Consider the following 19965-nt stretch of genomic DNA (forward strand, 5'->3'; position numbering starts at 1 on the left):
ACCCCGGAGGGTATCCGGGCTCAGGTCTGTGCGATGCCTTCCAGGGGGAGCCTGCGCATGCGGTGCGGCAGGACGAGGCGGCCCGCGCGGTCGAGGTCCGTGTCGCTCACCCGGGTGCGTCCGTCCCAAGCGGCCAGCGCGCGGGCGGCCCGCACCATCATGATGTCGGCGCGGTGGCCGTCCACGCCCGCCTCGATGCAGGTGGCCGCCACCCGTCCCAGGGCGTCGTCGTCGGCCCGCACCCCGGGGAGCAGCCGCATGGCGCGGTCGATCCGGGCGGCCAGCTCGTCGCCGGCCGCCTGCCAGGACGCCGCGAAGGCGACCGGGTCGTCCTCGTAGGCCAGGCGCCTGCGGATCACCTCGATGCGGGAGGCGGTGTCGGTCTCCGCGGACACGGTGACGCACAGCCCGAAGCGGTCGAGCAGCTGCGGGCGCAGCTCGCCCTCCTCGGGGTTCATGGTGCCGACGAGGGAGAACCTGGCCGGGTGCGTCACCGACAGGCCCTCCCGCTCGACGGTGGACACCCCCATCGCCGCCGAGTCGAGCAGCAGGTCGACGACGTGGTTGTCGAGCAGGTTCACCTCGTCCACGTAGAGGATGCCGCGGTGCGCTGCGGCCAGCAGACCCGGCTCGAAGCGGCGCGAGCCCTGGGTGAGCGCGGCCTGGACGTCGAGGCTGCCCGTGACCCGGTCCTCGGTGGCGCCGACCGGCAGGTCGACGATCTGCACCCGGCGTCGCTCGACGCTCGGCGGCGCCGCCGTGTCCAGGCCGAGCCCGTCGGCGTACACCGCGAACTCGTCGGGGGACAGGTGGTAGGGGTTGCCGACCACCTCGTCGCGCTCGGGCAGCAGGGCGGCCAGGCCGCGCACGGCCGTGGACTTCGCGGTGCCCTTCTCGCCGCGGATGAGGATGCCGCTGAGCTCGGGGCAGATGACCGCCAGGATGAGCCCGAGGCGCATCTGGTCCTGGCCGACGATTGCGGCGAACGGGTAGACGGGTCGTTCCATGCTCCTCAGCTCCTTGCCGGTGGTGATGTCGGGTGGGTCGCGGCCCGGCGGGCGGTGCGGGCCAGGCCGGCCAGTTCGTCGGCGCGCAGCTCCTCGAGGGTCAGGCAGCGCGCCCCGAGGGCCGCGGCCAGGCCGGCGGCGGCCCGGGTGCGACGCCCGGCGGTGTGCTCGGTGTCGACGACCAGCCAGGTGCAGCCGTTGCCGGCGAGGCGGGCGGCCACCGTGATCGTCTCGTCCTGGGCGCCGCGGCTGACCCGGCCGTCGAGCCCCACATTGGCGCGGCCGTCGGTGACGACGATGACGATCTGCCGCTGGCCGGGGTTCGTCGCGCGCAGCGAGGCGGCCAGCCCGTCGGCGGCGAGCAGCCCCGCCGACAGCGGGGTGCGCCCGCCCACCGGCATCCGGCGCAGGCGTTGCTCGGCCAGCTCCACCGATGAGGTGGGTGGCACGAGGACCTCGGCCCCCGTGTCGCGGAAGGTGACGAGCGCCACCTGGTCGCGGCGGACGTAGGAGTCGAGCAGCAGGCTCAGCACGGCGCCCTTGGAGGCGACCATGCGCCCGCGGGCGCCCATCGAACCGGAGGCGTCCACGACGAGGATCACCGCCGAACCGACCTGAGTGGTGCGCACCGCCTGTCGCCAGTCGTCCGGTTCGACGATGACGGCCAGGTTGCGGCGCGGGTCGCCGGGCCCGAGACCGGCCCGCCGGTCCCGCTGGTGCGGGGCCGCGGCGCGCAGCGTCGCGTCGAGGGCCAGGCGGCGCGCGTCCCGGCCGGGGCGTGCCGTGACGTAGTGGCCGCGCCCGTCGCCGCTGATCGTCTCCTGGCGGCGTCCCGAGCCGGTGCGCGGGACCTGGTCGGGGCCGATCCGCAGGTCGCGGACGGTGAAGGTCTCGCCGATCTCGGCGGTCCGCTCCGGGGCCGGTCCGGGCGGGCTGTCCCGGGCCCCATGGTCCTGCTGCTGGTCGGGGCCGGTTTCGGGCTCGCCGCGCTGCTCGCCCGGGGCGTCCTGGTGGGGCCGGTCCGGGTTCTGCGGTGCCGGGGGAGTGGGCGGTGCCGCGCGGCGTCGGTGGGCCAGAACGAACTCGGCGACGGCTTCGACGTCCTCGGCCGTGGCCTCGGTGCGGGCGGCCAGGGCGGCCTCGGCCCGGGCCGCCCGGGCCATGACGACATCGGCGCGGTGCCCGGCGCACCCGGCCCGACGGCACACGTCGACGATCATGTCCCGCACCGGACTCGGCAGCCCGACGCGGGGCGCCAGCGCGCGGGCCTCGCGCAGGCGCCCGGCGAGGGCCTCCTCCTGCGGCGCCCACCGGGCGAGGAAACCGTCCGGGTCGGCGTCGAAGTCCAGACGCCGCCGGATCACCTCGACGCGGGCCCCGGGATCGGTCTCGCCCCGCACGTCGACGCACAGGCCGAAGCGGTCGAGCAGCTGCGGGCGGAGCGCCCCCTCCTCGGGGTTCATCGAGCCCACCAGCGAGAACGCCGTCTCCTGGCTCGCCGACAGGCCCTCGCGTTCGACCCGCAGCAGGCCGGAGGCGGCCGCGTCGAGCAGCAGGTCGACGAGGTGGTCGTCGAGCAGGTTCACCTCGTCGACGTAGCAGATGCCGCCATCGACCTCGGTCAGCAGTCCGGGCATCAGCCGCGGCGCACCGCCCGCCAGGGTCGCCTCCAGGTCGAGCCCGCCGACCACCCGGTCCTCGGTGGCGCCCAGCGCGAGGGTGCGCACCCGGCCCGACGGCAGCAGGGCGGCCAGGGAGCGGACGATCGTCGACTTCGCGGTGCCCTTCTCGCCGCGCAGCAGCACCCCGCCGATCCCGGGCGAGACGGCCACCAGTTCGAGGGCGTGCCGCATCGCCGTCTGACCGACGACGGCGGTGAACGGGTACAGCGGGGCCCCCGCGGGCGGCCCGGCCGGGGCGCGGGGGCTCACTGCGGTTCGGTCCCGTCGCCCTCCAGGGCGGCCTCGAGGTCGAAACCCATCGCGTCGAGTGCGTCGAGCCGGTGCTCGTCGGCGGCCCACAGGCCGCGCTCGGAGGTCTCGGTGAGGCGCTGGGCGATGTCGGCCGCCGCGTGCGGGTTGTTGGCGACCAGACGTTCGCGCATCTGCTCGTCGCCGATGTAGCGGTCGAACACCTCGTCGAACATCCAGTCCTCGACCTGCCCCGTCGTCGCCGCCAGCCCGACCAGGTTCGTGACCCGTTTGGAGATCTCGGTGCCGCCACGGTGCCGGTGGGCGAGCATGGCGTCCTGCCAGTCCGGGTTGAACAGCCGGGTGCGCAGGCCGTCGGCGGTGGCCTCGCCCGCGGTGCTCGTGTGCACCGCGGCGCCACTGGTGTCGGCGACCAGGGTCAGGGGGCGTTCGCCGCGCACCTGCGCCACGGCCGCCGAGAAACCGCCCAGGTACTCGAAGTAGTGGTCCAAGTCGGTGATGGCGTACTCGTTCGAGGACCGCACCTGCGAGACCACCTCGACCCGCCTCAGGTTCGTGGCGTAGAGCCCGTCGACGCGTTCCCCGGACCGGCGGCGCGAGTAGACGTGGTCGTTGGCGTGGGTGAACTCGTGCGCCAGGTCCTCGGTGCCGTCCCACTCGCCCGCCTCGACGGTGTCGGTCATGCCGGTCCCGTAGTAGCTGCTGGCCGGCCCGAAGATCCGGCTGCCGGCCAGCTCGCCGGCCTCGTCGGCGTCGTGGCCGCCGGCGATGAGCTCGGCGCGCAGGGCGCGCGCCGAGGCGGCGATCGGGTTGATCTCGGCCGGTTCGTCGAGGGCGGCGATGGCCGCCACCAGCTCGTCCAGCTCGGCGATGAGGCCCGAGAAGAGGTCGCGGAAGAAGCCGCAGATCGTCACGACGACGTCGACGCGCGGCGCGGTGAGCTCTGCGGCCGGGATCGGTTCGAAGCGCGGGCGTCCGGGCCGGGGCCGGGCCACCGGGCGGGCGCCCAGCAGCGACAGGATCTGCGCGAAGGCCTCGCCCTGGGTCCGGGTGGTCTCCAGCCCCCACAGGACGACGCCGACGCAGCGCGGTTCGGCGCCGTCGTGCTCGGCGCGCCAGGCGGCGCGGACGTCCTCGGCGATGCGCTCGCCGCGGCGCCGGGCCACCGGGGTGGGGATGCGGCGCGGGTCGAACTGGTAGACGCCGTGGCCGGACGGCATGATCTGCGGGTCGCGGATGACGTCGCCGCCCAGCCGGGCGGTGAGGTGCCGGCCGGTGAGCGCCCGGTGCAGCCCATCCCATTCGTCGTTGCGGCCGAGGGTCGACCTGAGTTCGCGGGCCCGTGCCGCCAGGGCGCCGAGCGCCTCGTCCCCCCGCGGGCGGGCCGGTGCCGCGTCTGAGGCCAGGCCGAGCATCTCGGCGACCTGTGGTGGCATGCCGGCCGCGGGCGCCCCGGCCCCGGGCCGGTCGCCGGCCGCCGGGGCGGCCGGTTCCGGCGCGTCGAGCGCCTCGTCGATCAGTCGCGTCGCCAGGGCGCGCAGCCCGGCGAGTTCGGTGCGCGGCAGCCGGTCGAGCGAGTCCGGGTCCAGGCCCTGCGCCTCCGCGACGACCTCGACGGCCGGCGGCAGCTCGGCGCCGCCGTGCCCGAGGGCGCCGTGCACCATCGTGCGGGTCTGTTCCGGGGTCCACGCCCGGCCGAAGACGTGCAGCCCCATCGGCGTCAGCGACTGCGCCAGGCGGTCCAGGTGGGGCTCCAGTTCGTCCGGATCGGTGGGCAGGTGCTCGGCCTCCGCGCGCCTGCGCACCTCCTCGAGCAGCTCCCCGCTCGTCGCCGGCGACAGCGCGAGGCTGCGCCGGTACTCGGCCACCAGTTCGTCCAGCTCGGCGAGCGTGTCGTGCAGCCCGCCGGGCACCATCGCCACCGGCTGGTAGCTGACGATCTGAGCGTGCGAGCGGCGCACCGCGATGAGCCCCTCGGCCGGGTTCCCGGCGTAGTAGAGGTAGACGTGCGGCACGGAGCCCATCATGATGTCCGGGTAGCAGCGGGTGCTCACCGCGTTCTCCTTGCCCCCCAGGAACTCCAGCGTCCCGTGCGTGCCGACGTGGACGACGACGTCCGGGCGCCACACGCTCTGCAGCCAGGTGTAGAACGCCAGGTACTGCGGATGGGGCGGGGCCGTCTTGTCGTGGGCCTGGGAGTCGGCCGTCGCACCGCCGCCGCGCCCGGGCTGGATGCCGACCAGGGCATTGCCGAACTCGAGGGCCGGGATGATGAAGTCGCCCTCCGGCGTCGTCATCGGGGCGGCCGGCCCGTCGGCCGGCCACGCCTGGTCGACCTGCGCCCAGGCCCGCTCGTCGCCGAGGTCGGCCCGCGCCTGCGCCCGCGGGTAGACGAACGGGGCGTCCGGGGCGTCGAACCGGGGCGAGTTCACGGCCCGGGACAGCAACTGGTCCAGCAGCTCGTCGGGCTCGGGCGTGCCCACCCGGTAGCCGGTGCGTGCCAGCTCGGCGAGGATTGCCGACATCGAGGCGGCGACGTCGAGGAAGGAGCCGCCCAGCAGCCTGCTCTCGCCGGCCGGGTAGTCGTAGCCGATGATCGCCACGCGCGCCTCGGCCGGGTCGAGGCGCCGCAGCCGCAGCAGACCTGCGACGCGTCCGGCCAGGCGGTCGACCTGCTCGGGGATCGGGGTGAGCGCGTTGAGGGCGACCCCGTAGCGCTCGTCGACACGCGGGGCGCTCATCGCGGCCACCGGGATCTCGTCGATGCAGCCGTCGAGCTCCGGCAGCATCATCGACACCATCACCTTGGCCGGGCTCAGCCCGGAGGCGGCCCGGAGCCAGTCCTCGATCGTGATGCGGGTCAGCAGGATCGGGTGCACGTGCGCGGCGCCCCACTCGTTGAGCAGTTCCGCCCCTGCGCCCGCCCTGCCGCCGCCGTAACTCGTGCCCAGCCGCAGGCTGAGCATGTTCACGACGACATCGGGTACGATGCCGGCCTCGCCCATGAGGCGCCGCAGGTCGTCGACCGTGCGGGTGGCGTTGCGCACCGCCAGCGGCAGCACCCAGCAGTGCGCGCCGAGCGCCTCGGCGACCGCCCTCGTCGCGGCCGTCGAGTCGATCGGGTAGCCGTCGCCGGGGTACAGCACGAGTGCGATCTGCCGGTCGCCGGGCCCGCCGACGGCCTCGATGTAGCGCCTCACGTCGGTGAATTCGCGCCCGCCCGCCAGGTCGACCGCGACGACGCCGTCGGCCGGGTACTCGGCCGACGTCACCACGACCTCGGGGTGGCCGCCGTACTCGTGCAGCAGCAGCGTGAGGAAGGCCCTGGCGTGCACCGGGCTCATCGCGTGGAAGCAGCGCAGCAGCGTCGACAGGTTGGCCAGGTCGGCCGCGAATCGTTCCGGGTCGGCGCCCTCGGCGCTCGTGGGCCGGGCGCCCGGCCCGGCCGGCCCGATGGGGACGCCGCCGGGGGCGGGACGGACGGTCCCCAGACGCAGCCTGTCGGTGAACAGGTGCCCGGGCGGCAGCAGATCGCCCTCGTAGGCCGCCACCGGCCCGGCCAGCGCGTCGGCCCAGGCCTGCGGCGCGCCGCTCAGGTCGATGAGCAGGAAGTCACTGCTCGACACCGCCCCGGGCAGTCGCGCCGCGTCCTGCGGCGACGGGGGATCGGTGGCGTTGAACAGCCGGAGCTCGCAGGCGCCCGGATGGGTCCTCGCCAGATCCTGGTCGACCGCGATGAGGGCCGACAGCAGGTCCGGGCACACGCTGATGATCGTGATGCGCATGATCACTCCTCCTCGGGGCCGGCCGCACTCGTGGCGGCCGGTGGTCGGTTCGTCGGTCGCCGCCCGCCCGGCGCCGGCTCGTCCGGGACGCGGACGCGATCCGCTCCCGGGGCCAGGGCGGTGCGCCTACACTGCCGCCCGTGACAGATGAACCCACTGAGGCCCGGCACGTTGCGTCCCCGGCCGGGGACGGCGCCCCGGCCACGGGCCGCCCGGGCCCGGCCTATGCGAGCACGGGAGCCCGGTTCTACCCGATCATGCTGGCGGCCATGGCCGTCGTCATCGTGCTGTCGGGCATCGGCGGCTCGAAGGCCGTCCAGTTCGGCCCGATCCTCACCGACGGCGCCTTCTTCATCTTCCCGTTCAGCTACATCCTCGGTGACTCGATCACCGAGATCTACGGTCCCCGGGCCGCCCGACAGGCCATTACGACGGGTTTCGTCGTCAACATCATGAGCTCGATGATCTACTGGGTGATCATCGTGCTGCCGGGCCTGTCGGACGGCGACAACGCGGCCCGCGACGCGGCCTTCCGGCTGGCTCTCGGTCCGGTGTGGCAGGTCGTCCTGGCCGGTGTCGTCGGTTTCGCGGGCGGGCAGAGCGCCAACTCCTTCATCATGTGGCTCGGCAAGCGGCGCCACCACGAGAAGGGCCTGTACGGGCGGCTCGTCTCGTCGACCGGTGTCGGCGAGTTCATCGACACGCTGCTGTTCTGCCTCATCGCCGCCCGCGCGATCGGCCTGACCACGGCCGGGCAGGTCGTGAACTACACGATCGTCGGCTACCTGTACAAGATCGCCCTGCAGTACGCCCTCATGCCGCTCACCGGGCGCATCATCACGGCGATCAAGAAGCGCGAGCCGAGCTATCAGGCGGCGCTGGCCGCGGCCTGAACCCCGCGGGCCGGCCCCCGCCAGGTTCGGGCCGTGCCCGGGTCGGGACGGCGATGACATCCGGGCCGGCCTGCGCGTCCGGGTCCAGAACACCATGGCGTGACGTCGGTTCAGCCCGTGACCTTCTCCTCTATCGTGACGCCGTAGGTGTTCTGGAAGTACTCCTGCGTGGCGGTCATCAGCTCGGCGGTCTCGGCCTGCGCCGAGTCCCAGCGCCCGTGCTGGCGGACCGGTTCGGAAGCGTCGTTGCCCTCGTCGTCCGTGATGCCGGTGAGGACCTGGTCGTCCAGTCCCATCGTGTAGTCGTACGTCGTGCCGCGCGCGGCCACGTGGTGGTGGCGGACGAAGGTGCGGTCGGCGTAGTTGAAGATGAAGTAGTCGCTGTAGTCGTCGCCGCTGGCGGGATCGACGAGCTGGAAGGTTGCCGTGCCGTCGGCGCCGGGTTCGATGGTGATGCGCACCCCGGCCCCCTCGGCCAGATCGGCCCCCAGGTCGGTCGCGGTGAGCACGCCGTCGGCGGTCTCGAAGTCCGTCGCGCTCGGCGCTGCGGTCGAGGACCCACCGGGGCTCGGCGCCGCACTCGTCGTGCCGGCCTGGGTGCTCTGAGGCGCCGAGGCGCTGTCCTGGCTGTCGCCGGACGACCCGGAGCAGGCCGACAGGGGCAGCGCCAGGGCCGCTGCGAGGAGGGGGACCAGTACTCGTGCGTTCATCATTTCTCCTTGTCCAGAGGTTTTCCCGCCTGGCGGGCGGGGTTGGGTGAGGATCTGTGGCCGCCGGTCCGGCGTGACCGCGGCGCCACGACCGGCTGACCGCTGACCGGGTCGGCGCTGATCCATGCGTCGACGCCGAAGACCTGCTCGATGGCGCCGGTGTCCAGCGCCCGTCCGGGCGCGCCGGTCGCCCGCACACGCCCGTCGGACATGAGGACGGCGTTGTCGCAGTAGCGGGCGACCTGGGTGAGGTCGTGCAGCACCATGACGACGGTCAGCCCGCGCTCGGTGTTGAGCTCGCGGACCAGGTCGAGGATCTCGAGCTGGTGGGCGATGTCCAGGTAGGTGGTGGGCTCGTCGAGCAGGAGCAGCTGCGGCTCCTGGGCCAGGGCCGCCGCGAGCCAGACGCGCTGCCGCTCGCCGCCCGACAGCGTCCCGATCCGCCGATCCGCGAACGGGACGAGGCCGGTGCGCTCCAGCGCCGAGGCCACCGCGGCTCGCCCGCCGGCGTCACGGGCCGTGAACCAGCCCTGGTGCGCGTAGCGCCCGTAGCCGACCATGTCGGCCACCCGCACCTCGGGGCCCGCCTGCGCGTTCTGCCAGACCACCGCCATCGCCCGGCCTCGTCGCCGCGAACTCATCGAGGCGACCGGCTCCCCGCCCAGCAGCACCCGGCCCCGCACCGGCGCGGTGCCGCACACCGCGCGCACCAGCGTCGTCTTGCCGCAGCCGTTCGGCCCGATGATCCCGTGGACGAGGCCCGGCGCCAGGTCGAGGTCGATGCCGTGCAGGATCTCCCGGCCGCCCAGTTCGACGACCAGTCCGCGCATCGACAGCCCGGCGCCGCTCACAGCGCCCTCCTCAGCAGGAAGAGGAAGAAGGGCACGCCCAGGACCGTCATCGTGATGCCGACCGGGATCTCGACGGGGGAGAAGACCGTGCGCGAGAGGGTGTCGCTCACGACGAGCAGGGCCGCGCCGGCGAGGATCGAGCCGGGCACGGTGAGCCGGTGGTCCGGGCCCAGCACCATGCGCATGATGTGCGGAACGATGAGCCCGACGAAACCGAGCAGCCCGACCGCGCTCACCGCGCTCGCCGCGAGCACCGCCGCGAGCGCGGTGAAGAAGACGCGGTTGGCCTGGACGTTCATGCCCATCGAGCCGGCCGCGTCATCCCCCAGCACCAGCACGTTCAGCCGCCGCGCGAAGCAGCAGGCCAGCGCCAGTGAGACCAGTGAATAGGGCCACAGCCCGCGCACCTCGGTCCAGCCGCGCATCGACATCGCGCCGTTCATGAACATGAGGGCTCCGGCCACCCGGTCGGAGAAGAGCACCATGAGCGCCGAGATGCCCGCCCCGCACAGCGCCGAGACGGCCACCCCGGCCAGGATGATCCGCAGCGGCTGGATGCCTCCCTTCCAGGCCAGCAGGAAGATCGCCGCGGCCGCCCCCATCGCACCGGCGAAGGCCGCCGGGGTGACGAGCGCCAGACGGCTCGGGGCGACGAGCATGATGCCGATCCCGAGCAGCCCGGCCCCCGAGGAGACGCCGATGATGCTCGGATCCGCCAGGGGATTGCTCATGACCGCCTGCAGGATGACGCCGCTGACGGCCAGGTTCATGCCCACCAGGACGGCGAGCAGCATGCGCGGCAGCCTGATGTCCCAGACGATCCGCCGCAGCGAGGCGTCGCGGCCCGTCAGGGCGTCGAGCACCTGACCGGCCGACAGGTGGATGGAGCCCGCCCCGATCGCGTACAGGGCCCCCGCGACGAGCAGCACGGCCAGCGCGATGAAGACGCCGACGCGGAACCAGCCGCGCCCGGCGAGGCCGTGGTGGCCGTTGCCCGGGGATACCCCGGCGCGGCCGGTGATCGTCGCGCTCATGCGTACTGCTGGGCGTCGCCGTAGACGTCGGGATGGATGCAGGCGGCCATGTAGGCCACCGCGTCACCGTAGTAGGGGCCGCCGTTGAGCAGGAAGTACTCCTGCGGCAGATAGGAGATGCGGCCCTCCCGCACGGCGTCGACCGCCTGCCAGGCCTGGTTGGACGCGAACTCCTCGTCCATGCGCGCCTGGGCGTCGGCGTCGGTCTCCACCATGCTCGTGACGAGCACATGGTCGGGCTGGGCCGCCACGATGGCCTCGATGTCGAGGGGCGTCGTCTCCGAACCGGGATTGTCCGGGGTCAGGCCCGAGGCGATGTTCGTCAGGCGCAGGGTGCCGGCGATCTGCCCGGCGATCGAGTCGTCGAGCTTGACGGCCAGCGAGGTGGCGGTGACGTAGACGATGACGACGGACGGGGAGCCCTCGGGCAACCGGTCGACGACCTCGTCGACCCGGTCGCCGATCTGGGTGATGCGTTCGGACGCCGTGTCCGGGTGGCCGGTGAGCACGCCGAACGCCCGGTAGATCGCCTCGAGTTCGGCCTGGGAGCGGGCCCTCACCTGAAGACCCCGGATCCCCAGTTCGCGCAGCCTGGACAGCACGGTGTCCTGGGCGCCGCTCATGACGATGACCAGGTCGGGCTCGTACGAGCTGACGGCCTCGATGTCGACGTTCGAGGTGGCGCCGACCGTCGGCACCGCGCGCATCGCCGCGTCGTTCTCGGGGACCGTCTTCACGTTGTCGGTGATCTGCACCGAGCAGACGGCCGTGCCGCCCACGTCATACCAGATGTTCATGGCGGTGCCCGCCAGGATGCACACCCGCTGCGGCGCCGAGTCGAAGTCGACGCTCCGGCCGCTGAAATCGGTGATGCTCAGCGGGAACTCGGTGCTCGTCATGGGCATCGGGCCGGCGTCGGCGGCTGCCGACGGCTCATCGCCGGGCGGCGGGTCCTGCTGGCCGGCCGAGCAGCTCGCGCCGAGCATCGACATCGTTGCGCAGAGCACCGCAGCGAGTGCCCTGCGTGTTGCGCGGCGACGGCTGGTGACGGACATGGCGGCCTCCTGCGGTGATGCGAACGCGGTCACCTTATCCATGACCAGCCAGAAAAAAACAAGATCTTTGTGAAAAAAGTTTGCTTTTTCACAAGCGTGTTCGGTTCTAGCACATAAGGTCAGGCGAACCTTGCATGATATGGTCCGGCGGTCTGCCGTCCGAAGCCCCGCCCCGGCCCGCAGAACTCCTCACTGCCTCGACGCCGGGAACGCATGGGCGCCCGGCCGCGCCGGGCGGTGACGGTGGCCGGTTGTGCGGAGGCGCCCTCGGGTCCCCCGGGCGTCACTGCCGAGGCCGGGATCGGAGCCGGCGGCGTCGCCGCGGGGCGCGGGGGAGGACGGCTTTTCCGGACGATTCATGAGCCCCGGGGGCAAGGGGCGCGCCGGTTTGTGTACATTGAGAAGTGCTGGTTCAGCCCATCGTCAGATGGGCTGTCGTAAGAGGGAATTCCGGTGAGAGGCCGGAGCTGTCCCGCAGCGGTGTATGGGAACAACGTCACAACGAGCACTGGGCCCGATGGCCTGGGAAGCGGTGGTGTAGGAACCGGGAGCGATCCCGAGTGCCCATGAGCCCGAAGACCTGCCAGCCGCAGCGGCGCGAGCCGCTGCGGAACGTGCCCCGCGGAGGGTCCACGGATCGGAGCGATCGGTGCCCGGCGATGCGCATCATCACCGGGTCCGGTCACGAAGATCAGTGCCAGCGGTTCCGGCGAACGCCTGCCTGGCGAGCCGGTGGGCGACCACCGGACGAACCAGCAGGGCCGCACCGGAGCCACCAGCCCCCGACGTCAGCGCCGGGGCCATGCCAGGTGGGTGCCGGGCTCACGCCCGTCGCCCGCCGATGACCGGCTGGCAGCCAGTCCCCGGTGCGCCCCACCCGGCGCACCCTGACCCTTTCAGGAGCAGGAGTCGAATGAGCAACACCGAATCGGGCGCCACCGCGGCCGAAGAGGCCACGCCCGCTCAGCTCAGCCTCGCCGGTGATTTCCCGGCAGTCACTGAGGAGCAGTGGGAGATCGAGGTGGCCAAGGTTCTCAACCGCGGTCGTCCACCAGAGAAGCAGCTCTCCGTCGAGCAGAGCATGAAGCGTCTGACGGTTCACACCGTCGACGGCATCGACATCAAGCCCATGTACCGGCGCGATGACGTCCCCGGCCCGCTGGGCTATCCGGGCGTCGCCCCGTTCACGCGCGGCACCACCGTGCGCAATGGCGAGGCGGATGCATGGGACGTGCGCGCCCTCCACGAGGATCCCGACGCGGACTTCACCGCCAAGGCGATCCTCACTGATCTGGAGCGGGGCGTCACCTCCATCTGGCTGCGCACCGGTTCCGACGCCGTCAACCCGGCCGACGTGGCCACCGTGCTGTCCGACGTGCTCCTCGAGATGGTCAAGGTCGAGGTCTCCTCCCGCGAGGACCAGCAGGCGGCCGCCGAGGCCCTTCTCGCCGTCTACGAGGCCAGCGACAAGCCCAAGGACCACCTCGCCTTCAACCTCGGTCTCGACCCCATCGGCCTGGCCGCCCTGCAGGGCACCGCCGCCGACCTGTCCGGACTGGGCGCCTGGGTCGAGCGCATCGCCGCCTACCCGAAGGGCAGCGCGATCACCGTCGACTCGACGATCTACCACAACGCCGGCGCCGGCGACGTCGCCGAGCTCGCCTGGGCCCTGGCCACCGGAGCCGAGTACGTGCGGGCCCTCGTCGAGCAGGGCGTCGACGTCAATGACGCGTTCCGGACGATCGAGTTCCGCGTGACGGCCACCCACGACCAGTTCCTCACCATCGCCCGGCTGCGCGCGCTGCGCACCTGCTGGCAGCGGATCGGTGAGGTCTTCGGCGTCGACGAGGCCAACCGCGGCGCCCGTCAGAACGCCGTCACCAGCTGGCGGGAGCTGACCCGCGAGGATCCCTACGTCAACATCCTGCGCGGCACGATCGCCACCTTCGCCGCCTCCGTCGGCGGCGCCGAGGCCATCACGACGCTGCCGTTCTGCGCCGCCTTCGGCCTGCCCGACGACTTCGTGCGCAGGATCGCCCGCAACACCGGCATCATCCTGGCCGAGGAGGTCAACATCGGCCGGGTCAACGACCCGGGCGGCGGCTCCTTCTACGTCGAGTCCCTGACCGACGCCCTGGCCAAGGCCGGCTGGGCGGAGTTCCAGAAGACCGAGGCGGCCGGCGGCATGGCCGCCGCCCTGGTCGGCGGGCACGTCGCCGAGGTCCTGTCCGAGTGCAACACCGAGCGCGCCAAGCGCCTGGCGAGCCGCAGACAGCCCATCACGGCCGTGAGCGAGTTCCCGATGCTCGACGCCCGGACCGTCGAGGTCAAGCCCAATCCCGAGGCCCCGGCCCGCGGCGGCCTGGAGTGGCACCGCGACTCCGAGGTCTTCGAGAAGCTCGTCGACCGCTCCGCCGCCCTGCCCGAGAGGCCGAAGGTCTTCCTGGCCTGCCTCGGCACGCGCCGTGACTTCGGCGGCCGCGAGGGCTTCTCGGCCCCCGTCTGGCACGTGGGCGGTATCGAGACCCCCGAGGTCGAGGGCGGCACGGTCGACGAGATCGTCGCCGCGTTCAAGGACAGTGGCGCGCAGGTCGTAGACTTGTGCTCGTCCGCCAAGGTCTACGCCGAGCAGGGCGTCGAGGTCGCCAAGGCCCTCCGCCAGGCCGGTGCGAAGGCCGTCTACCTGTCCGGTGCCTACAAGGAACTGGGCATCTCGGACGACGAGGCCGCCGAGATCTTCGACGGTCGCCTGTTCATGGGCATGGATGTCGTCGACATCCTCACGCGCACGCTCGATGTCATGGGGGTGACGGAATGAGTGCTCTTCCTCGTTTTGATTCTGTCGAACTCGGTGCGGGGGCCGTCCCGGCCTCTGCCGCCGAGGACTTCGCCCGCCTGGCCGCTGAGGCAGGCACCGGCGAGCAGTGGGTGACCCCGGAGCAGATCCCCGTCGGCACCCTGTACGGCGAGGAGGCCTACGAGGGCGCCGACTGGCTGGACACCTACGCCGGCCTGCCGCCGTTCACCCACGGCCCGTACGCCACCATGTACGCCTTCCGGCCGTGGACGATCCGCCAGTACGCCGGGTTCTCCACCGCCAAGGAGTCCAACGCCTTCTACCGCCGCAACCTCGCGGCCGGCCAGAAGGGCCTGTCGGTCGCCTTCGACCTGCCCACCCACCGCGGCTACGACTCGGACAACCCGCGCGTCCCCGGTGACGTCGGCATGGCCGGTGTGGCCGTCGACTCGATCTACGACATGCGTGAGCTGTTCTCGGGCATCCCGCTCGACCAGATGAGCGTGTCGATGACGATGAACGGCGCGGTGCTGCCGATCCTCGCCCTCTACGTGGTGACCGCCGAGGAGCAGGGCGCCAAGATGGAGCAGCTGGCGGGAACGATCCAGAACGACATCCTCAAGGAGTTCATGGTTCGTAACACCTACATCTACCCGCCCCAGCCGTCGATGCGGATCATCTCCGACATCTTCGCGTTCACCAGCGCGAACATGCCGAAGTGGAACTCGATCTCCATCTCCGGCTACCACATGCAGGAGGCCGGTGCCACGGCCGACATCGAGATGGCCTACACGCTGGCCGACGGCGTCGACTACCTGCGCGCCGGCGAGTCCGTGGGCCTCAAGGTCGACCAGTTCGCCCCGCGCCTGTCGTTCTTCTGGGCCATCGGCACCAACTTCTTCATGGAGGTCGCGAAGATGCGCGCGGCCCGCATGCTGTGGGCCAAGCTCGTCAACCAGTTCGGTCCGAAGAACCCCAAGTCGCTGAGCCTGCGTACTCACTCGCAGACCTCCGGCTGGTCGCTGACCGCTCAGGACGTGTACAACAACGTGGTCCGCACCTGCGTCGAGGCCATGGCCGCGACCCAGGGGCACACCCAGTCGCTGCACACGAACTCCCTGGACGAGGCCATCGCGCTGCCGACCGACTTCTCGGCCCGTATCGCCCGCAACACCCAGCTGTTCCTGCAGCAGGAGTCGGGCACCTGCCGTGTCGTCGACCCGTGGAGCGGCTCGGCCTACGTCGAGCAGCTCACCAAGGAGCTGGCGCGCAGGGCCTGGGGTCACATCCAGGAGGTCGAGGCGGCCGGCGGCATGGCCAAGGCCATCGAGCAGGGCATCCCGAAGATGCGCATCGAGGAGGCGGCCGCCCGCACCCAGGCGCGCATCGACTCCGGGAACCAGCCGCTGATCGGCGTGAACAAGTACCGTCTCGACCACGAGGACCCGCTCGAGGTCCTCAAGGTCGACAACTCCCAGGTGCTCGCCGAGCAGAAGGCCAAGCTGGTCAAGCTGCGCGCCGAACGGGACGAGGAGGCCACCCAGGCCGCCCTCGACAGGCTCGCCTGGGCCGCTGCGAACCCCGATCCCACCGACCCCGACCGCAACCTGCTCAAGCTGTGCATCGACGCAGGTCGCGCGATGGCCTCCGTGGGAGAGATGAGCGACGCCATGGAGCGCAGCTTCGGTCGCTACACCGCGCAGATCCGGACGATCTCCGGCGTGTACGCCAAGGAAGTGAAGGATTCGGCTGAGGTGGACGAGGCACACGAGCTCGTGGAGAAGTTCGAGCAGCTCGAGGGCCGTCGCCCTCGTATCCTGCTCGCCAAGATGGGCCAGGACGGCCACGACCGCGGCCAGAAGGTCATCGCAACGGCCTTCGCCGACCTCGGTTTCGACGTCGACGTGGGCCCGCTGTTCCAGACGCCGGAGGAGACGGCGCGTCAGGCCATCGAGGCCGACGTGCACGTGGTGGGTGTGTCGTCGCTGGCCGCCGGCCACCTCACGCTCGTCCCGGCGCTGCGTCAGGAGCTCGACGCCCTGGGTCGCCAGGACATCCTCATCGTCGTGGGCGGCGTCATCCCCGAGGACGACTTCCAGGCCCTCCGCGATGCGGGCGCCATGGACATCTACCCGCCCGGCACGGTCATCCCGGATTCGGCGGTGCGTCTGCTCAAGGAACTGATCAGCTCCCTCGACGCGGACGAGGCCCCGGCGGATGCCTAGGAGCATCGACGTCGATGCGCTGGTCGGCCAGGTCCTGGCCGGCCAGCGCACTGGCATTGCCCGTGCGATCACCCTGGTGGAGTCGGCCCTGCCTGCGCACCGGCCGCTGGCGCGCAAACTGCTCGCCCAGCTGCTCCCGTACGCGGGCAACGCCACGCGCGTCGGCCTGACCGGTGTTCCCGGCGCCGGGAAGTCGACGTTCACCGACGCCATGGGCTGCCGGCTGATCGACCGCGGCCACAAGGTGGCGGTTCTGGCCGTCGACCCGTCGAGCACCCGCACCGGCGGCTCGATCCTCGGCGACCGCACCCGGATGGGCAAGCTCGCCGAGTCCGACTCGGCCTACATCCGCCCGTCACCGTCCGGTGGCCATCTCGGCGGCGTGGCCCGGGCAACCCGTGAGGCCATGATCATCGTCGAGGCGGCCGGCTACGACACCGTGATCGTCGAGACCGTCGGCGTCGGCCAGTCCGAGGTCGCGGTGGCCGGCATGGTCGACACCTTCCTCATGCTCTCCCTGGCCCGTTCGGGCGACCAGCTGCAGGGCATCAAACGCGGCATCCTCGAGCTCGCCGACGTCATCGCCGTCAACAAGGCCGATGGCGACAACGCGCCGGCCGCCCGCTTGACGGCCCGCGACCTGTCCATCGCGATGAAGCTCATCAATGACGAGTCCAGCGGGCGCCGCACCCCGGTCATGACCTGTTCGGCCCTGACCGGCGACGGGCTGGACGACGTCTGGAAGGCCGTCGAGGAGCACCGCGCCTGGATCGAGGAGACAGTCGGCCTGGCGCGCTACCGCGCGGACCAGCAGATCGACTGGATGTGGGCCCAGATCGAGAGTCAGGTGCTCGACTCACTGCGCTCGACCCAGGAGTTGCGTGAACTCGGCCGCGCCCTGGAGGAGAAGGTCGGGGCGTCCACCGAGAGCGCCCTCGACGCCTCGGTCGAGTTCCTCACCACCTGGGCCGAGCAGGTGCCCGGCTTCCAGTGGGAGTGACCCGGCGCGATCTCCCAGTACTTGACTGAGGGGCCCGGACCCGTGATGCGGGGCCGGGCCCCTCAGCCCGTCACGGCCGGTCAGCGACCGGCCAGGGCCTCGAGGGCGTCCGACAGCGCGCGAAGCGCGGCTTGGGCGTCGACGGCGGTCAGCACCCGGGCGTTGGGGGAGCGGTCCAGCAGGTGCCGCACGTCGGCGACCGTCGTGCCCCGGGTCAGCGCCGAGCCCGCCTCGACGTCGACCCACAGCGGCTCGTAGCGCGCCCCGAGTGGCTCGTCGGCGGCGATCTCCGCCGCCAGCAGGTCATGGACCTGCGCCAGGTAGCCGTAGCCGTGGTCGGCGTGGAACTCGAAGTAGAAGCGCAGGGCATCGGTGACCAGGTCGAACAGGGCGTTCCCGGTGGCCGAGGGGCCCCTGCGGCGAGGGTCGCCGGGGTTGAGATGGGGCGCCGGTACTCCGATGGCGGCGGCCGCCGTGTCGAGCAGGGCCGGGTGCAGTTCGATGGTCTCGGTGACGTTGAGCGGGCAGATGATCGGCAGCCGGTCTACCGGCATCGACTCGAAGGCGGCGTAGACCTCGTGGGCGGCGTGCGGGTCGCACCAGGCGTTCCACTCGGCGGTCGGCAGCGTGTTGCCCGGGTGGTTGAAGGCCCCGCCCATGATGACGATGCGCCGGACCAGCTCGGGCAGGCGCGGCTCGGCGCGCAGCGCCAGCGCCAGGTTCGTCATCGGGCCGGTGACGAGCAGGGTCGTCTCGCCTGGGTGCTCGCGCAGCTGGGGCAGCCACAGCTGCGCGATCGGATCGCCGGGCCGCAGGGCGTCGGCGGCGTCGGGCAGCTCCGCATGGCCCAGCCCCTCGTCGCCGTGGGTCAACGGCGTCGTCGCCGGTTCGACGACCAGCGGCCGGCCCCCGCCCGTCCACACCGGTACCTCGCCGCGGCCGGCGAGCGCCAGCACCGCGGCGCTGTTGCGGGCCGCCAGGGCGGCGGTCGTATTGCCGGTCGTCGTCGAGACGCCGACCAGGTCGACGTCCTGGCGCGCGGCGAGATAGATCAGCGCCAGCGCGTCGTCGATGCCCGTGTCCACGTCCGCGATGAGCCGTACCGGCGTGCGATTGCCCGTCATGGACCCCATTGTGGCCCCGCCGGGAGCAGGGATGTCGGCGGCCTTCTCCCAGGTGATGTCGGTGCGCCGGAAGGACCCGGAGGAGCCGTGCCAGGGCGGCGACCCTGTCCAGATCCGGGGCGGACGTGGCAGCAGTGCCTGCAGGACCTTAGAATCTGTGTGCAAGAGCCCGATGCGTTGCGCTTGCGCACACAGCGGGCTTTCGTGCGCCGGGGCACCCGTCCCGGCCACCAGACAGGGAGAAAACACATGCCAGGCATCGTGGTGATCGGCGCCCAGTGGGGCGATGAGGGCAAGGGCAAGGCAACCGACCAGATCGGTGAGCGTGTCGACTACTGCGTCCGCTACTCCGGCGGCAACAACGCGGGCCACACCGTCGTCGTCAACGGGGAGAAGTTCGTCCTGCACCTGCTGCCCTCGGGCATCCTCAACCCGGGCTGCACCTGCGTCATCGGCAACGGCGTCGTCATCGACCTCGAGGTGCTGGCCGCCGAGCTGGACGAGCTCGACAAGCGCGGCGTCCATGTCGCGCATCCGCTGATCAGCGCCAACGCGAACATCATCGCCCCCTACCACCGCACCCTCGACAAGGTCAGTGAGCGTTTCGCCGGCAAGCGCCGCATCGGCACGACCGGTCGCGGCATCGGCCCCGCCTACTCCGACAAGGTCAACCGCATCGGCCTGCGCATGCAGGACCTGCTCGACCCCGAGGGGCTGCGCGACAAGGTCGAGGCGAGCCTCGGGCAGAAGAACCAGATCCTCACCAAGATCTACAACCGGCACCCCATCGACGCCGCACAGATCACCGAGGAGCTCCTGGGATATGCGGACCGTTTCGCCCCCTACATCGTCGACACGGGGCGGCTGCTCAACGACGCCCTTGACGAGGGCAAGGTCGTGCTCTTCGAGGGCGCCCAGGCCCACCACCTCGACGTCGACCACGGCACCTACCCGTACGTGACGAGCTCGAACCCGACCGCTGGCGGCGCCTGCACCGGGTCGGGCGTCGGCCCCACTCGTATCGACCGGGTCATCGGCATCTCGAAGGCCTACATCACTCGTGTCGGCGAGGGCCCGTTCCCCACCGAGCTGTTCGACGAGGCCGGCGAGAGGCTGCGGCAGGACGGCGGCGAGTACGGTGCCACGACCGGTCGTCCCCGCCGCTGCGGCTGGTTCGACGCGCTGGTCGTGGAGCAGTCGGCCAAGATCAACGGCTGCACCGACATCTTCCTGACCAAACTCGACGTGCTCACCGGCTGGGAGAAGATCCCGGTGTGCGTGGCCTACGACGTCGACGGCACCCGCTTCGACCACTGGCCCACCACCATGAACGACCTGTCCCGGGCCACGCCGATCTTCGAGTACGTCGACGGCTGGAGCGAGGACATCTCGTCGGCCCGCACCTTCGACGAGCTGCCGGCCACCTGCCAGGCCTACGTGCACTACCTCGAGGACCACGTCGGCTGCCGGATCTCCGGTATCGGCGTGGGGCCGGGACGTGAGCAGACGATCATCGTCAACGAGCTCATCTGATCGTTGAGACACGCGGCCGC

General features: G+C 71.8%; 13 protein-coding genes and 1 riboswitch. Of the genes, 5 read left to right on the forward strand and 8 right to left on the reverse strand.

Going from position 1 to position 19965, the window contains the following annotated elements; all coding sequences use genetic code 11:
• Positions 1-20: 20 nt before the first annotated feature.
• From PROPJV5_RS05020 to PROPJV5_RS05030, 3 genes are all read right to left on the reverse strand, one after another.
• Positions 21-1007 (reverse strand): magnesium chelatase ATPase subunit I, encoded by a 987-nt coding sequence (locus PROPJV5_RS05020; RefSeq protein ID WP_119715238.1) that lies wholly within the window; start codon positions 1005-1007, stop codon positions 21-23.
• A 5-nt stretch (positions 1008-1012) separates the two neighbouring features.
• A complete protein-coding gene (locus PROPJV5_RS05025; RefSeq protein ID WP_119715310.1) occupies positions 1013-2860 on the reverse strand; it encodes a VWA domain-containing protein in 1848 nt (615 codons plus the stop codon).
• Between the two features lie 74 nt (positions 2861-2934).
• Complete coding sequence (locus PROPJV5_RS05030; protein ID WP_147385354.1) at positions 2935-6723, reverse strand: cobaltochelatase subunit CobN; 3789 nt, start codon at positions 6721-6723, stop codon at positions 2935-2937.
• A 140-nt stretch (positions 6724-6863) separates the two neighbouring features.
• Here PROPJV5_RS05030 and PROPJV5_RS05035 point away from each other — a divergent pair, with 140 nt between their 5' ends.
• The gene (locus PROPJV5_RS05035; protein WP_239018398.1) at positions 6864-7616 is read left to right on the forward strand and encodes a queuosine precursor transporter; all 753 of its coding nucleotides are present in this window, start codon (positions 6864-6866) and stop codon (positions 7614-7616) included.
• 110 nt (positions 7617-7726) lie between these two features.
• Here the strand turns inward: PROPJV5_RS05035 and PROPJV5_RS05040 are convergent, their stop codons facing one another.
• From PROPJV5_RS05040 to PROPJV5_RS05055, 4 genes are read right to left on the reverse strand one after another with little or no spacing between them, the layout of a single operon-like run.
• The gene (locus PROPJV5_RS05040) at positions 7727-8326 is read right to left on the reverse strand and encodes a hypothetical protein (RefSeq protein WP_119715240.1); all 600 of its coding nucleotides are present in this window, start codon (positions 8324-8326) and stop codon (positions 7727-7729) included.
• Positions 8326-9156: an ATP-binding cassette domain-containing protein gene (locus PROPJV5_RS05045; RefSeq protein ID WP_119715312.1), complete on the reverse strand. Its 831-nt coding sequence runs from the start codon at positions 9154-9156 to the stop codon at positions 8326-8328. Before PROPJV5_RS05045 ends, PROPJV5_RS05040 begins: the two co-directional genes overlap by 1 nt.
• Before the next feature lie 17 nt (positions 9157-9173).
• Complete coding sequence (locus tag PROPJV5_RS05050) at positions 9174-10211, reverse strand: FecCD family ABC transporter permease (protein ID WP_119715241.1); 1038 nt, start codon at positions 10209-10211, stop codon at positions 9174-9176.
• Positions 10208-11266, reverse strand: coding sequence for an ABC transporter substrate-binding protein (locus PROPJV5_RS05055; RefSeq protein WP_182858579.1), 1059 nt, complete (start codon positions 11264-11266; stop codon positions 10208-10210). Before PROPJV5_RS05055 ends, PROPJV5_RS05050 begins: the two co-directional genes overlap by 4 nt.
• A 391-nt stretch (positions 11267-11657) precedes the next feature.
• Positions 11658-11868: riboswitch (cobalamin riboswitch) on the forward strand.
• Between the two features lie 311 nt (positions 11869-12179).
• Here PROPJV5_RS05055 and mutA point away from each other — a divergent pair.
• From mutA to meaB, 3 genes are read left to right on the forward strand one after another with little or no spacing between them, the layout of a single operon-like run.
• The gene (gene mutA, locus PROPJV5_RS05060) at positions 12180-14084 is read left to right on the forward strand and encodes a methylmalonyl-CoA mutase small subunit (RefSeq protein WP_119715243.1); all 1905 of its coding nucleotides are present in this window, start codon (positions 12180-12182) and stop codon (positions 14082-14084) included.
• Entirely contained in the window at positions 14081-16288 is a 2208-nt protein-coding gene (scpA, locus tag PROPJV5_RS05065) for a methylmalonyl-CoA mutase (protein WP_119715244.1), read from the forward strand. Before mutA ends, scpA begins: the two co-directional genes overlap by 4 nt.
• A complete protein-coding gene (gene meaB / locus PROPJV5_RS05070) occupies positions 16281-17288 on the forward strand; it encodes a methylmalonyl Co-A mutase-associated GTPase MeaB (RefSeq protein WP_119715245.1) in 1008 nt (335 codons plus the stop codon). The genes scpA and meaB overlap by 8 nt, the downstream gene beginning before the upstream one ends.
• A gap of 80 nt (positions 17289-17368) precedes the next feature.
• On the opposite strand, the gene PROPJV5_RS05075 is transcribed toward meaB, so the two are convergent.
• A complete protein-coding gene (locus PROPJV5_RS05075; protein ID WP_119715246.1) occupies positions 17369-18412 on the reverse strand; it encodes a nucleoside hydrolase in 1044 nt (347 codons plus the stop codon).
• Between the two features lie 249 nt (positions 18413-18661).
• Between PROPJV5_RS05075 and PROPJV5_RS05080 the strand changes: the two genes are divergently transcribed.
• Positions 18662-19945: an adenylosuccinate synthase gene (locus tag PROPJV5_RS05080; RefSeq protein WP_119715247.1), complete on the forward strand. Its 1284-nt coding sequence runs from the start codon at positions 18662-18664 to the stop codon at positions 19943-19945.
• Positions 19946-19965 lie beyond the last annotated feature (20 nt).

The sequence above is a fragment of the Propionibacterium ruminifibrarum genome, assembly GCF_900289195.1.
GTDB classification, from domain to species: Bacteria; Actinomycetota; Actinomycetes; order Propionibacteriales; family Propionibacteriaceae; genus Propionibacterium; species Propionibacterium ruminifibrarum.